Annotated in this window: 15 protein-coding genes; 10 read left to right on the top strand and 5 right to left on the bottom strand. The window is 37.8% G+C overall.

All coding sequences use genetic code 11. The annotated features are described in order from the left end of the window. Positions 1-75: 75 nt before the first annotated feature. The 3 genes from ACI48O_RS01475 to ACI48O_RS01465 all read left to right on the top strand — a co-directional run bounded on the left by ACI48O_RS01475 (position 76) and on the right by ACI48O_RS01465 (position 5874). Entirely contained in the window at positions 76-2463 is a 2388-nt protein-coding gene (locus tag ACI48O_RS01475; protein ID WP_435559921.1) for an immune inhibitor A domain-containing protein, read from the top strand. 337 nt (positions 2464-2800) lie between these two features. Then, positions 2801-4270, top strand: a complete 1470-nt coding sequence (locus ACI48O_RS01470) for a S8 family peptidase (protein WP_435559920.1) — start codon at positions 2801-2803, stop codon at positions 4268-4270. Between the two features lie 350 nt (positions 4271-4620). Next, positions 4621-5874, top strand: coding sequence for an HD-GYP domain-containing protein (locus ACI48O_RS01465; RefSeq protein ID WP_435559919.1), 1254 nt, complete (start codon positions 4621-4623; stop codon positions 5872-5874). Positions 5875-5941: 67 nt separating this feature from the next. Here the strand turns inward: ACI48O_RS01465 and ACI48O_RS01460 are convergent, their stop codons facing one another. Both ACI48O_RS01460 and ACI48O_RS01455 read right to left on the bottom strand, forming a co-directional pair. Then, complete coding sequence (locus ACI48O_RS01460) at positions 5942-6076, bottom strand: hypothetical protein (RefSeq protein ID WP_435559918.1); 135 nt, start codon at positions 6074-6076, stop codon at positions 5942-5944. A 45-nt stretch (positions 6077-6121) separates the two neighbouring features. Beyond that, positions 6122-6292 carry a Fur-regulated basic protein FbpA gene (locus tag ACI48O_RS01455; RefSeq protein ID WP_435559917.1) on the bottom strand — a complete coding sequence of 57 codons (171 nt, stop codon included), beginning with the start codon at positions 6290-6292 and terminating at the stop codon, positions 6122-6124. 191 nt (positions 6293-6483) lie between these two features. On the opposite strand from ACI48O_RS01455, the gene ACI48O_RS01450 reads away from it, so the two are divergent. The 7 genes from ACI48O_RS01450 (at position 6484) to ACI48O_RS01420 (ending at position 12145) form a co-directional block, all read left to right on the top strand. Next, entirely contained in the window at positions 6484-6810 is a 327-nt protein-coding gene (locus tag ACI48O_RS01450) for a MerR family transcriptional regulator (RefSeq protein WP_435559916.1), read from the top strand. 317 nt (positions 6811-7127) lie between these two features. Continuing rightward, positions 7128-7952 (top strand): basic amino acid ABC transporter substrate-binding protein, encoded by an 825-nt coding sequence (locus ACI48O_RS01445; RefSeq protein ID WP_435559915.1) that lies wholly within the window; start codon positions 7128-7130, stop codon positions 7950-7952. 89 nt (positions 7953-8041) lie between these two features. After that, on the top strand, positions 8042-8698 hold the full coding sequence (locus tag ACI48O_RS01440; protein WP_435559914.1) for an amino acid ABC transporter permease: 657 nt from the start codon (positions 8042-8044) through the stop codon (positions 8696-8698). Then, positions 8695-9417, top strand: a complete 723-nt coding sequence (locus ACI48O_RS01435; RefSeq protein ID WP_435559913.1) for an amino acid ABC transporter ATP-binding protein — start codon at positions 8695-8697, stop codon at positions 9415-9417. The genes ACI48O_RS01440 and ACI48O_RS01435 overlap by 4 nt, the downstream gene beginning before the upstream one ends. A gap of 189 nt (positions 9418-9606) precedes the next feature. Continuing rightward, the gene (locus tag ACI48O_RS01430; protein WP_435560022.1) at positions 9607-10761 is read left to right on the top strand and encodes a CaiB/BaiF CoA transferase family protein; all 1155 of its coding nucleotides are present in this window, start codon (positions 9607-9609) and stop codon (positions 10759-10761) included. Positions 10762-10925: 164 nt separating this feature from the next. Continuing rightward, complete coding sequence (locus ACI48O_RS01425; protein ID WP_435559912.1) at positions 10926-11687, top strand: threonine/serine exporter family protein; 762 nt, start codon at positions 10926-10928, stop codon at positions 11685-11687. 17 nt (positions 11688-11704) lie between these two features. Next, entirely contained in the window at positions 11705-12145 is a 441-nt protein-coding gene (locus ACI48O_RS01420) for a threonine/serine exporter family protein (protein WP_435559911.1), read from the top strand. A 708-nt stretch (positions 12146-12853) separates the two neighbouring features. On the opposite strand, the gene ACI48O_RS01415 is transcribed toward ACI48O_RS01420, so the two are convergent. Genes ACI48O_RS01415 through pxpB form a run of 3 tightly spaced genes read right to left on the bottom strand, consistent with a single transcriptional unit; the run spans position 12854 to position 15359 of the window. Continuing rightward, positions 12854-13636: a LamB/YcsF family protein gene (locus tag ACI48O_RS01415; protein ID WP_435559910.1), complete on the bottom strand. Its 783-nt coding sequence runs from the start codon at positions 13634-13636 to the stop codon at positions 12854-12856. An 11-nt stretch (positions 13637-13647) separates the two neighbouring features. Next, complete coding sequence (locus ACI48O_RS01410) at positions 13648-14649, bottom strand: 5-oxoprolinase subunit C family protein (RefSeq protein WP_435559909.1); 1002 nt, start codon at positions 14647-14649, stop codon at positions 13648-13650. Next, positions 14646-15359: a 5-oxoprolinase subunit PxpB gene (gene pxpB / locus ACI48O_RS01405; RefSeq protein ID WP_435559908.1), complete on the bottom strand. Its 714-nt coding sequence runs from the start codon at positions 15357-15359 to the stop codon at positions 14646-14648. The genes ACI48O_RS01410 and pxpB overlap by 4 nt, the downstream gene beginning before the upstream one ends. Positions 15360-15466: the final 107 nt, after the last annotated feature.

Raw genomic sequence — 15466 nt, 5'->3', positions numbered from 1 at the left:
TTGAAATTAATTAACTTGTCAACTATAATGGAATCCTAGTTATTTTAGAATAATTAAACAAGAGGGGGAAATCGTTTGAAGAAAGGCTCGAAATTAAAAGTATTTTCTAGTGTTACAACTGCAGCTCTCTTAGCAAGTTCCTTGGCCTTTACAGCAGGAACAGTTTCTTCTACACCTACAGAGTCCCAAGGAAGGAATGAAACCTCTTCATACAGCCATGCCCCATTTGATTTAGGAATTGCCAATGATGAAAGATTAATAGAAATGTTGAAGAAACAGGGCGTTATTCCAAAAAACGCTACCCAGTCACAGGCCGAAAAGGGTCTCCAAAAATATTTGAATGCTAAAGCAGCAAATGCAACCAGTGCAGGAGGAGACCTCCATAAGCAGGAAAAGAAATTAAAGGATACAGTGCAAGACCAACTAGCTGCTAATGGGTTAACCAGCGGAAAGGGGAATAAGGTAGGGAAGACAAAGAGTACAACGGTTGCCCCAATCGAGAAGGAAGGCTGGAATGGTAGCGTCCGAAAAGATAATATTTTAGTCGTTTTAATAGAATATCCAGATTTTAAGGCAAGTGAAAAGATCCAATCTGGAGATACGGATATGTTCTATGAAGAGTATACAAGGGAACATTATCAGGACATGCTCTTCGGTGGAGAGGATGGGTATTATAAGGGACCAAATGGTGAAAAACTGATCTCTGTTAAAAAATATTATGAAGAGCAGTCAGGAGGAAGCTATACGATTGGTGGAAATGTCGTTGGTTGGTATGAGGCGAAGCATCCAGCAGCCTATTACGGAAAGAATGTTCCGACTCCTGATGGCAATGACGATAATCCAAGAGAGTTGGTCAAGGAAGCAGTTCGGGCTGCAGCAGCTGCTGGCGTAAACCTAAATGAGTATGATAAAGAAGATCGTTATGACTTAGATGGAGATGGAAATACTCGTGAGCCTGATGGGATTATTGATCACCTGATGGTTGTTCATTCATCTGTTGGCGAGGAAGCTGGAGGAGGAGCGTTAGCTGGTGATGCGATTTGGTCCCATCGATCCAATTTAGGTGGACTGGCTACCATTCCAGGAACGACCCCAGATATAGATTATTTTGGTGCAGGGACAATGTATGCTTATGATTACACAATTGAGCCAGCCGATGGTGCAGCGGGAGTTTTTGCCCATGAATACGGACATGACTTAGAGCTTCCGGATGAGTATGATACTTATTATAGCGGAGCAGGTGAACCAGTTGGTTACTGGTCGATTATGTCGAGTGGAAGCTGGGCAGGTAAAATTCCTGGAACCGAACCAACAGGGTTTAGTGCTTATGCAAAGGAATTTTTACAAAACTATGTTGGCGGAAACTGGTTGACTGGCAAATCGTTCAACCTTAGCGATATAAATGCAAAAGGAACAGAAGTTTTACTAGATGAAGGTGCTTCAAAAGGATCTAATCCTGATGCGATAAAAATCGGTCTTCCGGAGAAGGAAATTACCGTTAACACTCCATATAGTGGACAATATGAATATTTCAGCGGAAGTGGAGATAACCTGGATCATTCTATGGTTGCATCAGTTGATTTAACAAGTGCTACTAGTGCCCAATTGAATTTTAAAACATGGTATGACATTGAACAGGATTGGGATTATGGATCGATTCAAGTGAAAGAAGAGGGATCGGAGGATTGGGTAGCTATCCAAGGGAATATTACGACTACCGATAATCCAAATGATCAAAATCCTGGTCATGGTATAACCGGAAAATCAGCTGGATGGGTTGATGGCCAGTTTGATTTGGCAGCTTATGCTGGTAAAAAAATAGAGTTAAGATTTAATTATTGGTCGGATGTTGCTGTAGCTATGCCAGGTTTCTATGTTGATAATATTTCAATCGTTGTAAATGGCGCAGAGGTATTTTTCGATGATGCAGAAGGAGACAGTAAGTTTACTTTAGCCGGTTTTAATAAGGATCTAGGGAAGTTTAAGGCAGACCATTATTACTTGCTAGAGTGGAGATCTCATAATGGAGTGGATCAAGGTTTAGCCAATATTCGCCGTGGTGCCAGCCTAATGTCATATGATAGTGGTTTAGTAGTTTGGTATGTAGATGGTGCATACAGCGATAACTGGACTGGGATTCATCCAGGAGAAGGATTCTTGGGTGTGGTCGATGCAGATCAAATTATCAATCGTTGGAGTGATGGGGAGCTTGGCGGAAGCCGCTACCAAATGCACGATGCGGCATTTAATGTGGAAGAAGGGGCGAATATGTTCCTAGATTATGGTTCGTTTACCATGAAAGATAATGCAACTACCATCAATCCAATTTTTGATGATAGTAAGAAATATGTAACACCAGTATTACCGGATGTTGGTCGTAACGTTCCGACCTATGGTTTGAAACTTAGAGTTCTTGGGCACAGTGCTGATGGTTCTGTCGGAAAGATTTTGATCTCAAAATAATTAGGAAGCTATAAAATAAAAGGCGCCGGAGCAATTTGCTGGCGTCTTTTTTGATTCATAAGTCCTGTACATAGGATAAATTTACTATTATTACTTAAATATTCAAAATTGCTTTAATTCAAAAACCAAAATATAGGATAAAATTATTCTACGACTGCGCAAGAATATATCAAGAGAATTAAATTGTCATTTCAGGTAAATAATAACGTCTTTTTAAAAGGAGTGAGAGTGAATTACAGTTTAGGTGAATCAATCGCAGGATTAATAATCGTTTTTAGCAAGGAATTTTAAAAAATTTTTTTCTGTAAAAAAAGTTAAGAATAAGGAGGGATAATAGGTGAAAATTCCATCAAAACTGTTTGCTTTAACCACAGCAGTAGCGTTGTCTACTTCGTTGTTATATGGTGCAAGTACATCGAATTTACCAATTAAAGAAGTTCAAACAGAAGTAGCAACAAAAGAAATTATTCTCCAAGTAAAACCAGGTGTTAGTGCAAATACTATTATTAGATCTATTGGAGGCACCATTAATCAGGAAGTAGAACTTATTAATAGTTACATAGCCACGGTACCAGCAGATCGAATCGATCAAGTAAAGGGAATGAATGGTGTTGTAAAAGTAAGTGTGAGTCAACCAGTTGAATCTACTACACAAAGAATTGGTGAAGATAATAAGCTTGGAAAAGCACTTGGCCAAAGGAACACCCATAAGGAATTAATTAATGCAACGAATGTACCATTTACGGGGAAAGGTGTGACGGTTGCTGTTTTGGATAGCGGTGTAGGAAATATTTCTGACCTAAATGTTTCCCATGCTGTGGCAATCAATCCTTTAGCAACGACTGTTAATGATTTGTATGGGCATGGTACGCATGTTGCAGGGATTATTACTGGAAATAGCATCCAAACCGGAGTTGCCCCTGATACAAATATTATTAGTGTAAAGCTAGGTAATGATGCTGGAGAAGTGGATGAAGTTGATTTATTATTAGGACTTCAATGGGTGTTTGATTATAAAGATGAGTACAATATAAAAGTTGTTAACCTATCTGTTTCATCTACAATCTCTCAATCTTATCTTGAAAGTCCAATAAGTGCTGCTGTAGAACAATTATGGTTAAATGGTGTGACGGTTGTAACGGCAGCGGGAAATGATCAATACAATCAAGGGGATATAAATTATTCGCCGGCAAGCGATCCATTTGTTATTACCGTAGGTGCACTTAATGGTGAGGGTCAATCTACACCAAGTTTAATTAATTTAGCTCCATGGTCAAAACGTGGGATCACTTCAGAAGGAGTTGCTAAGCCAGAATTAAATGCACCAGGTGAAAAGCTAGTATCGTACCTGCCATCGCCTACAGTTATTTTGGCAACTGAACATCCTGAGTCGGTATATAATAGCAATTATATTGAAATGAGCGGAACCTCGATGTCATCGCCGGTTGTTACTGGTGCTATTGCATTGTTATTAGAAGCTAATCCAGATTTAACCCCTGACCAAATTAAATTTATTCTTACACAAACAGACCAAGCAACTGCAACAGAAGCGGCTAACATCATTGATGTAAAAAAAGCAATCGAGTTGGCAAACAATAAAGAATATTTAAATCAACTAGACTTAACTTCTTATAATAATTGGACAAGGTCTGATTACATTAACTCCTCGGATAACACTGTCGATTATTCAAAACTAACATGGAAAAACCTGGAGTGGCTCAAACTTACTTGGAAAAGTGCAGATTGGGCAAAGTTGACATGGAAATCCCAATGGGAAGCTATAGGTAAAGAAATTAGTAATCAATAGTGATTGCAAAGCTGTCAGGATAATAATTCTGACAGCTTTTTTAATGAAATGATAATTATTTTTATTATGTTGATTTTCTATGTGAAATTAATATAAGAAGTAGTTTATTATATTAATAGAAACATCGTTATATAGGATTTGGGTTATTGTAGATGAAATATTATTTCTGAATTCTATTTATGATAATTCAATTCCGTGAAGGGACTGGGATAATGGGGATAAAAACAAAGATATATATATATGCACATATAACATTAACAATACTTATATTTTTATTTGTATTATTTCAAAATTATTCTTTTTCTTTTGTAGACTTAATTCCCTTCTTAGTATTTGGTTGTTTCTTTGAAGTGAAAAGCTTGAACGCATTTTCAATCAATGGAGAAGCTGTAAGTATTTCGGCAGGTTCAGCTGTTTTATTAGCATCAATAATATTGTTTAATCCACTAGAAATAATTACTTTTGCATTTTTTTATGGGTTAGTAGTAGCCTTAGTTCCATTTGTAAAGGATATATATAAATTTTCTTTTAACGTATGTCAAACTGTAAATATTACATATATTAGTTATTTAGTATGGGATACCTTCCAAGTTGAGAATTCAAATCTTTTAGGCACTGGAAATATCGATCTTTTAAGCCCTGTGAATATTGGTCCTCTTTTGCTTACAATGTTTACTTTTGTCATGTTGGATATAGTTACTATTGCTGTAGTAATTTCTTTAGCATCAGGTGAGAAATTGCAAAATGTCATTAAGAGTTCTTTAGACTGGGTTATTGTTAGTTATGGGTTAATCGCATTCATCGGTCTTTTACTAGCCGTTGTTTATGACTTATTCTACATATATGGCTTAGTGGGTTTTGTGCTCCCGCTATTTTTAATGCGCTACAACATGTATTTATTTAGTAAAGAAAAAGAAAAACAGGTGGAGCAACTTCAGCAATTTAACGATATTTTAAAAGAAAACAATGAACAGCTGCTTTTTACGCTATCCCAAGTAATTGATGCGAGAGACAATAGTCTTTTTGGTCACTCTTCCAGTGTTTCAAAATATGCAGTGGAAATTGGAAAAAGGCTTGGACTACCAGAGGAAAGCCTTTATGATCTTAAACGGGGTGCGCTCATTCACGATATTGGCAAACTGGCAATAAGTGAGAGTATTCTGCAAAAACCAGGAGCCCTAACTGAAATGGAGTTTAATATTATAAAAACACATACTCTAATCGGTGAAAGAATTATTAGACAAACGAAAGGGATGGAAAAGGTTGCAACGATAATTGGTCAACATCATGAACATTTCAATGGCCAAGGATATCCTCGAAAGCTTAAAGAGGACCAAATCTTAATCGAATCAAGAATTGTTACTCTTTGTGATTCGGTCGATACGATGCTTTCGACAAGATCCTATAAAGAAGGCTGGGCTCTTGAAGATGTAATCAATGAGGTGGCCAGATGCAGAGGGGCTCATTTTGATCCTCGGGTAGCAGATGCATTTATCCAGATCGCGCGAGAAAAAGGAGCTAACTTTTTCCAAAATTCAGCTGAGATAGATCATGATCGAGTTCTTCATAATCTGTTGTTAAGACATGCCAAAGGTGTTGAATAAAAGAGGCTGACTCAAAGGGGAACCTTCCCTTTATGTCAGCCTCTAGTTTACTTTATTGTATAAAAATTCAACTGTTTTGAATCCTCCTTAACAGTTCAAAGGCTTTATCCCCTGCTAACACAGTGAGATTTTCCCAAATCTCATCCCGCTTAATGTCCATTTCTATAATTTGTTTTGCTAGTTCAATTGCCTCTCTGTTCATCCAAATCACTCCCTTTATATTTATTTAAGTTTATTTGCATTTTATTTATCTAGTATTGTTATTAAGACGTTTTTTTTCCATTTTATATTCTTTGATTAATTCCGTTAAGGTCAACTGGTTAAGAGTCTGATCAGATTTTTTATATGCACCCACTTGGATAAGCCGATTAATAAATACAACCCGTAAATTTTCAACTGCCTCCCGCAATAACGGCACAAATATCACATCCTTTTCCTAGTTGGTTATAAGAATTTTAACGAAGTTTTTTAAAAATCTCATTAAAGTTGTTAATAAACCTTACATTATTTCTTTGATATGTTATATAATCTAACATAATAGTGTAAATATTCGGTACATTTAGTTATAATTTTGAATAATGACAGTTATTCGGTGAGGTGAGGATGAAGATGACAATGGATTCTTCCTATAAAAGCAGAAAGGTCATCACCATTGGAGTTGTTAGTGAGTTAACTGGACTTTCGGAAAGACAGATTCGTTATTATGAAGAAAGGAAGTTAATTTTTCCAGAACGATCTGAACGGGGGAATCGAAAATATTCTTTTGACGATGTAGAGAGGTTAATTGATATTGCCAATAAACGAGAGGAGGGTGTACAGACAAACGAAATACGCCAGGAAATGCTAAAGGAGATTCGCAAGGAAGAAAACAGTAAAATACGGAAGCAAATGATTAAGGGTCAGATCAATGCGAGGTTTGGAATACAAAAGGAATAAATGTAAAATTAGGAATAATTATATAAGAATATTCATTGTAGTAAATATATCCATATTTTTGAGCTTGGATATTTAGCTAAGTGTCATTGTGACGCGTTTTATTTGAATTTTTTTATGTAATCAACCATGGGGATTAGTTGAGAATCTCTATGGTTTTTATTTTAGTATAGTAGTTTGGTAAAGTTTTTTTATGCGATATATTGAATAAAAAAACACGAGGCATTATAATGAGTTATGTCGAATAGAATTTAATTTTTTATGAGAAATATTGAAATAAGGAAAATTGATAATAAAAACGATTGAGGAGGTTTATTCTAATGAAAAAGAAGGCCATGCTCTCATTCCTACTGTTATTAACATTATCATTAATTTTATCTGCCTGTGGGACAAGTAATGAAAAAGCTGATGATAAAGATACTGGATCAAAAGAAACAAAGAAAACTCTCCGCGTTGTAACGGATGCAGCATATGCTCCATTTGAGTATATGGATAAAGGCAAAATCGTTGGTTTTGACATAGATTTAGTAAATGCTGTCGCAAAAGAAGCAGGGTACGAATTGAAAGTTGATCATGTTGGCTGGGATCCGATTTTCGTGGAGATTGAAGGAAAACGTGCGGATTTTGCAGTTTCATCAATTACCATTAACGATGAAAGAAAGCAATCATACGATTTCTCATCTGCTTACTTTTTATCAACAAATAAAATTCTCGTAAAAGAAGGCAGCCCTATTAAATCTGCTGCTGACCTAAAGGACAAAGTGGTGGCTGTTCAAAATGGAACAACTGGCCAAGAAGCTGTTGAAGGATTGTTAGGTAAGAACAATGAGAAAATCAAAAAGTTTGAAAATAATAACTTAGCCATTATGGAATTAAACAGTGGCGGTGCGGATGCAGTGGTCGCTGATAATACCGTTGTTGAAGAATACGCAAAGAATAATCCAAATGACAAATTAATCGTCATTGAAGATGCCGATGCATTTGACGCTGAATTTTATGGCCTTATGTTTCCAAAAGGAAGCGAGTTACGGGACAAAATCGACGCTGCTTTAAAAACAGTTCTTGATAATGGAACGTATACAAAAATTTATAAAGAATGGTTTGGTACAGAGCCAGATATTGAAAAAATCAAAGCACAACAATAGAATTTACTAAATAGAATTAACAATATTTAAATTGCGTAACTCTATAAAATATGGATGTTACGCAATTTTTCGCTCTAGGGGGTTAAAAGATGGACTTCAGGTTTGACATCATTGTAGAATATGCTCCTTTTTTTGTAAAAGGAACACTTCTTACAATTGGTTTATCATTAGCAGGTATTTTGATTGGTACGGTATTGGGATTAATCATTGGGTTAGGAAAGATGATGAGAAATAAAATCCTTGCTTTCCCATTTGAACTTTATATATCCTTTTTCCGAGGGACACCATTATTCGTTCAAATTCTATTAATTCATTTTGGGGTAGTTCCAACGTTTACAGGTGAAACGAATGCAGTTTTAGCAGCAATTCTTGCGTTATCTTTAAATTCAGCCGCCTATATTTCTGAAATCTTTAGAGCCGGTATTCAGTCGATCGATAATGGACAAATGGAAGCAGCGCGTTCGTTGGGTATGAACCATGTTCAAGCGATGCGTTATGTTATTTTGCCTCAAGCCGTTAAGCGAATGATCCCTCCATTAGGGAATGAATTTGTTACCCTCATTAAGGAATCTTCTCTTGCAGCGGTCATTGCAGCACCGGAGTTAATGTATTGGGGAAGAGCAATGGCAGGTCAATATTTTAGAGTATGGGAACCATATTTACTTGCAGCATTAATTTATTTAGTATTAACTTTATCTTTAAGTTTCCTACTTAACATCATTGAAAGAAGGTTGAAAACAGAATGATTAAGGTGGAAAAATTAAAAAAGTCTTTTGGTCATAATGAGGTTTTAAAGGATATAAACGCTTTTATTAAAGAAAGAGAAGTGGTCGTTGTCATTGGTCCATCCGGATCAGGTAAATCGACTTTCTTAAGATGTATTAATCTGCTTGAATCGATTAGCGGTGGTCATATTTATATTGAGGGAGTAGACCTAGCTGATAAAAAGACGGATATTAATAAAGTACGAACCGAAGTTGGGATGGTATTCCAACAATTCAACTTGTTTCCACATAAAAAAGTAATCGATAATATCACCCTTTCGCCAATTAAGGTAAGAAAAATCCCAGCAGAGCAAGCGCGCCAAAAAGGGATGGAATTGCTTCGGAAGGTCGGGTTAGAGGATAAAGCAGACGCATTCCCAGACTCACTTTCCGGGGGCCAAAAGCAGCGTGTTGCTATTGCTAGAGCGCTCGCGATGGAACCGAAAATTATGCTTTTCGATGAACCAACATCGGCTCTCGATCCAGAAATGGTTGGTGAGGTTCTAGAAGTTATGAAACAACTGGCGAAAGAAGGAATGACAATGGTTGTCGTTACTCACGAGATGGGCTTTGCACGTGAAGTTGGTGACCGGGTCATCTTTATGGACGGGGGATACATTGTCGAGGAAAATACTCCGGAAGAATTATTTGAAAATCCTCAGCAAGAGAGAACAAAAGCATTTTTAAGTAAAGTACTTTAATAGTTAATATAGTGCAGGTGTTTTTAAGCAGGGGCTTGTCCCCTGCTTTTTTCTTTCCTCGATAAATGTCAATTTTTCTTGTCGAATGTTTGGTTTTTAATTTTCTAAAAAATCTGTTTATTTATTGTAAAATGAAACCAAGCTCTATCGATGGAAAATTACATAATTATTGAAGGGAAGAGTATGAACATGTTATCCAATATAAGAATTTTAGATTTTTCAAATTACATACCAGGACCTTTTGCATCCCTAAGGCTTGCAGAGCTAGGAGCAGAGGTTATTAAAATTGAGTCTCTAAACGGTGACCCAGCCCGGACAACGGGGACAGAGGGCGTTCAAGAAGGTCCTGTGTTTCGGGCCATGAATCGTGGCAAAAAAAGTATCGCAATCGATTTGAAAACCCCTGAAGGTAAAGATATTGCCCAAAGGCTTATTAAAAAGGCTGATGTAGTGATTGAAAGCTTCCGGCCAGGAGTTATGGATAAGCTAGGTTTAGGTTACGAATCGGTCAAACAAATAAAACCAGATATTGTTTATTGCTCCATTTCAGGCTATGGACAAAATGGGGAGATAAGCAGATTAGGCAGTCATGATATCAATTATCTTGCATTAAGCGGGGTCCTTTCCCAATTAAAAAATAAAGAGGGAGTACCGACCCATCCTACGATTACGTTTGCTGATTACTATGGTTCATTTGCTGCGAATGAAAGAATTCTAGCTGGTCTTGTTGCTAGAAAACTGACGGGTAAAGGCAGTTACCACTCTATTTCTATAACAGATGTGATGACGTCGTTGATGGGAAATCATGCGATTGTTGCGGCAGACTCAGGATATCAACACGCGCTATCTGTCTTAAATGGAACGGTCATTTCCTATGCGATTTACGAAACAAAGGACAATCGGTATGTCAGTCTTGGTGCATTGGAACCTAAATTCTGGGGTAATTTCTGTAGCGCTGTCAATCGCGCCGATTGGATTGATTCTCATTTTTCTGCAACAAATGATACTAATCCGATCTTCCTTGAGGTAAAGGAATTATTTCAACAAAAAACATTAGCAGAGTGGACGGCCTTTAGTAAGGAAGTGGATTGCTGCCTTGCCCCGGTACTAGAAATAAACGAAATAAAAGAGTTCGGGAATGAGCTCGTATATACTGCTCCGTGGGGAGATGAACAAATCAAGATGCATAGCGACCTAGATCCGATGTTCCAAACTCCACCGCCAAGTTTGGGTGAACACAGTGTTGAAATATTAACAGAATTACTCGATGAAACAGAGGTAAAGGTGAAGGAATGGTCGGAGAAGGGAATTGTAAAGAGTGAAGCGGATGCATTATTAAAATAATGAATTTCTCAATATTCATTGGATCATATATAAACAGTAAAAGCTTAATATTAATCGTTTCATACTGCCGAGTCTCTTGGCAGTTTTTTTGTTGATTGTTGTACCTGTAAACAAATTTCGTTAAACTGTTACTATTGTAATATACATTTCTTGGAGAGATTGACATGGATAAGCATATTGATGAAACGTATCAAATTATGGATTTATGCCTGTTAGCAGGGAAAATAATGCTCCAAAGTGGAGCGGAAACGTACCGTGTTGAAGACACGATGATGCGGATTGCAAGATCATTAGGAATTCAGGAAACTCATAGTTATGTAACGCCAACAGGAATTTTTTTCTCAGCAGAAGGTACTGAACCTACCAAAACAAGATTAATTCGGATAATGGACAGGACAACGGATTTAGAGAAAGTGACGATGGTGAATGCCATCTCTAGACAAATTAGCAGTGGTGATTTGGGTCTTAAAGAAGCTTCTCGCAAATTGAGAGAAATAGAAATGTCATACCTTTCTTTTTCGTTTTTCTCCAGGGTCCTTGCTGCCGCTATTGCAAGTGGTTGTTTTTTAATTATGTTTAAAGGAAGTTGGACAGATTTTATTCCTTCGATGATCTCGGGGGGCTTAGGATATTTTTTTGCTGTTTATTTTCATAAAATGGTTCCAATAAAGTTCTTCTCAGAATTCTCAGCTTCATTTATTATTGGTTTGGTCTCATTTTTATCCGTAAAAATTGGGATCGGCACAGAGCTCGATAAAATTATTATTGGCTCGGTCATGCCCCTAGTGCCAGGACTTCTACTTACGAATGCCGTCCGTGATTTAATGGCTGGTCATTTAGTTTCGGGATTATCAAAGGGAGCGGAGGCGTTGCTAACTGCTTTTGCGATTGGGTCAGGAATTGCCGTGGTCCTGTCATTCTTATAAGAAAGAAGGGGTATTGAATGATGATTTTTGAACAGCTGATTACAAGTTTTATATCTACAGCAGCCTTTGGTATCCTTTTTAACGTTCCAAGACAATCGTTGTTTAAATGCGGTCTAGTCGGCATGGCAGGCTGGATTGTTTATATTTTGCTGGAAAATAACGGATTGAACACAGTCTTTGCCACAGTGGTTGCTTCGTTTATGATTGCGGTAATTAGTCAGTTTTTTGCGAAGCGTTATAAAAGTCCGGTGATTATTTTTAGTGTTGCCGGGATCATTCCTCTTGTTCCGGGAGGATTGGCATATGATGCGATGCGGCATTTTGTGGAAAATGACTATAATGATGCTGTGGCTTTAGCTGCTAAAGCGACAATGATTTCTGGGGCGATCGCGATTGGACTTGTGTTTTCTGAAGTGGTAAATCAAACGATTCGCAATAACAAGCTTAATCTTAAATAAATGTTGTGTCTGTTGATTTCCGCTCCAGGTGCTCAGCGACCCAGCGGGGGAGTCCGGGAGCCTCTGTGCCATAGCGCCTGTGGGGTCTCCCGTGACACCTTCTCCCGCAGGACGTGAATAATCATCCTTGAATGAACACCGCACGATAAAATGCCTAAGCATTTTAGAGGAGTCTCGCACCTTCCGCTCCAATCAACAGAAAGTTCAAAATCATCCTTGGTCTTTAATACAGCTAATTAAACCTATATAAAACCCAAAATCAAACGTTAAAATGCTGATATAAAGAGATTTAGTTACAACGAGAACTGAAACCACTGGTGTTTTTAAAAGGAAATAAGTTATTAAAGTAACTAGAATATACTTACGATATTAGGAGGGAAGCTGGAAAGGTATCATAATTCATAGGCGGAGAATTTCCGGCTAATGTATATAGAGGATGCTTAAAAAGCGGAAATAGGCGGAGATATTCCGATTAACTACTCTAAAAAAGGCAAAATCCAAAGATTTGGATAAAATAAACGGAAAAACTTCCCTTATTTTTAAGGAAATAGGGGTATTTCCCAATTTAACCGGAATTTTTCCGCTTATTTTCCAAACACAGTGAAGATACAGCAATAAAAAATAGGGAGAGAAAATCACTACGATTTCGCCCCCTATTTGGAATGCAATATACTGTTTTGTACCTTTAAAGAGAAGCCGTTTCCGAGATTAGGAGAGTGCCTTCTTAATAAAGCTGCTAATCTTAGCTAAAGTAATACCGGATTCGTTTAATGCGTTTGAGATAAGCTTTGCATAGCTTAATGCGTGTTCGCCGTCACCGTGAATACAGATTGTATCTGCCGTTATAGAAATATCTTTTCCTTCTACGGAGGTTACCTTGCCTTCTTTTACCATACGGACAACTTGATCAATCGCCGTTTGGTGATCCTTAATGAGCGAGTTAGGTTTGGTTCGTGGAGTTAGGGTGCCGTCTTTCTGATAGGTTCGATCAGAAAAAACCTCTTCCGCACAATAGAGCCCAAGCCTTTTTCCGGCTTTGACAAGTTCACTTCCGGCTAACCCGAATAGAATTAACTCCGGATCGACCTTATAGATGGCCTCAGCAATTGCCGCAGCTAACCTTTCGCTTTTGGCGGCCATATTGTATAAAGCCCCATGTGGTTTCACGTGTTGAAGTTGTCCCCCTTCAGATTGTACAAATGCATGCAAAGCACCAATTTGATAAACGACGAGATCATATGCTTCTTGTGGAGAGATGTCGATTGTTCTACGACCGAAACCAACTAAATCTTGAAAACCAGGGTGGGCGCCAATTCCGACATTTTCGGCAAGAGCCATCTGGACCGTTCTTCTCATAGTCGAAGGGTCGCCGGCATGAAAACCACAAGCGATATTAGCTGACGTAACATATTTCATAATCTCTTTATCATTTCCAATTTTATAAGGACCAAAGCTTTCACCCATATCACAATTAATATCAACAATATGCATTTCATCCCACCTTATCGATAGTTCCATTTGATTCCTAGTTTTAGCTGTTGTATTTTTTGTTCTCTTTTTATGTAAAGAAGCTGCGCCTCGGAATGAGTAATATGAACAAAACGGAGCGAATCGCCCGGCTTTGCCTGCGCAATAATTGGTAAATCAACGAGTGCGACTTGAGCAATTTTTGGATAGCCTCCGGTCGTTTGACGATCAGCTAATAAAATGATTGGATTCCCATCTGCAGGAACTTGAATGGTCCCAAAGCTAACCGCCTCTGAGAGCATTTCTTCGTCTACCTCAAGTGCTAAACTCGACCCTTTAAGGCGATATCCCATTCGGTCGGATTGTGGAGTGACGACAAATGGTTTACTATAAAGCTTAGCTTGGCTATCTTTTTCAAACCAATGAAATTGTCTTCCTTTCATTACCCGGATTAAAGGATTGCTTGTATAGTTAGGGATAAGTTCCGATTCGATCATCCATTTTGCTGTAATAAAGGGATAATCGGTAAGTTTATTTTTTAAAGAAGAAAAAATTCGGCTAGAAAGCTCATTAGGCTGGTCAAATGCAATTTGATCGCCTTTTTTTAAGGCTCGTCCATTAAATCCGCCAATTTTGCCGCGGAAATAGGTGGATGTGCTGTTCATTACTCGTTTTACTTTGAATCCCCCTGCAACGGCAAGATAAGCACGACTGCCAGTCTTACAGGAGCTAAATTCAAGGAAACTTCCCTTTTTCACCAATATCGGTCTCCAGCATTTTATGGGAGTCCCATTCATTTCGGGAGACAAATCACCACCGCAAACAGATATTAGCGAATCTTGATGAAATTCGATTTGTGATCCTATCATAGTTATTTCAAGGGCTGGGGCATTCTCATCATTACCTATTAGTAAATTGGCAATGCGATGGGCAAGCGGATCCATTGCTCCACTTACCACCACTCCAAACTTTTGAAAACCATATCTTCCTTGATCTTGGATGCTAGACAGGAGGCCGGGTTTATGAATAGTAATCATTTGTTTCTTTCCTCCCAGCAGGAAAATTCTTCATGGCTAATAGGAAAAAATTTAATCTTGTCTCCGGTCTGCAACAGGCTCGGTGGTGTACTGTTTGGTTGAAATAACGTTATAGGGGTTTGTCCGATTATCTGCCATCCCCCAGGTGTTTCAATTGGATAGACCCCTGTTTGCTTTCCGGCGATTCCAACAGAACCAGCAGGTATTCTTTGGCGAGGAGAGCTTTTTCTAGGGGTGTAGATTTTATTTGATAATCCGCCTAAATAAGGAAACCCTGGTGAAAAGCCGATCATATAGACGATATACTCACTGCCAGAGTGGATTTCAATCACTTCTTCAGTTGTTAAATGGTTATACTTTGCCACAAATTCTAAGTCGGGACCATATTGTTCTCCGTAACAAACTGGAATCGAGACAACCCGAGCTTGGTTTTCTTCTGCGAGTGTAATGCCCTTTATTGATTTATCAATTTGTTCATAAACAAAATCGTAGGGAAGCTTTCCGGTTGATGAAATGGAGAGAACTTTTATCGGGTCATAATAAATGGTAATCGTTGTGAATGCTGGGACATATTCAATCAACCATGGAAAGGGATTGGTTTCCAGAAATGAAGCAACAGCTTGGACTTTGTTTAATGTGGCTTCGCTTATCTCTTTTCCAAAAATAATCATAATCGCCTGTTCGTTTAATGGATCCAAGTGATATTCCATTTTAATACCCCTTTTTTATGCTTGAAAATTCAAACTAATCAATATTACATTATGTCACACTGAATTAAATTTTGTCTAAAGAATTTGTTACTAAAATGGAAAAAACT

The organism is Neobacillus terrisolis, from assembly GCF_051233475.1.
Lineage (GTDB): Bacteria > Bacillota > Bacilli > Bacillales > Cytobacillaceae > Bacillus_BU.
The sequence above is the reverse complement of the archived record's forward strand: the minus strand, read 5'-3'. Positions and strand labels throughout refer to the sequence as shown.

Coding starts and splice junctions, on each gene's coding strand:
- ACI48O_RS01460 (WP_435559918.1), bottom strand. CDS start 6,076: ATGAACAGAGAGGCAATTGAACTAGCAAAACAAATTATAGAAATGGAC.
- ACI48O_RS01450 (WP_435559916.1), top strand. CDS start 6,484: ATGACAATGGATTCTTCCTATAAAAGCAGAAAGGTCATCACCATTGGA.
- ACI48O_RS01445 (WP_435559915.1), top strand. CDS start 7,128: ATGAAAAAGAAGGCCATGCTCTCATTCCTACTGTTATTAACATTATCA.
- ACI48O_RS01440 (WP_435559914.1), top strand. CDS start 8,042: ATGGACTTCAGGTTTGACATCATTGTAGAATATGCTCCTTTTTTTGTA.
- ACI48O_RS01435 (WP_435559913.1), top strand. CDS start 8,695: ATGATTAAGGTGGAAAAATTAAAAAAGTCTTTTGGTCATAATGAGGTT.
- ACI48O_RS01430 (WP_435560022.1), top strand. CDS start 9,607: ATGTTATCCAATATAAGAATTTTAGATTTTTCAAATTACATACCAGGA.
- ACI48O_RS01425 (WP_435559912.1), top strand. CDS start 10,926: ATGGATAAGCATATTGATGAAACGTATCAAATTATGGATTTATGCCTG.
- ACI48O_RS01420 (WP_435559911.1), top strand. CDS start 11,705: ATGATGATTTTTGAACAGCTGATTACAAGTTTTATATCTACAGCAGCC.
- ACI48O_RS01415 (WP_435559910.1), bottom strand. CDS start 13,636: ATGCATATTGTTGATATTAATTGTGATATGGGTGAAAGCTTTGGTCCT.
- ACI48O_RS01410 (WP_435559909.1), bottom strand. CDS start 14,649: ATGATTACTATTCATAAACCCGGCCTCCTGTCTAGCATCCAAGATCAA.
- pxpB (WP_435559908.1), bottom strand. CDS start 15,359: ATGGAATATCACTTGGATCCATTAAACGAACAGGCGATTATGATTATT.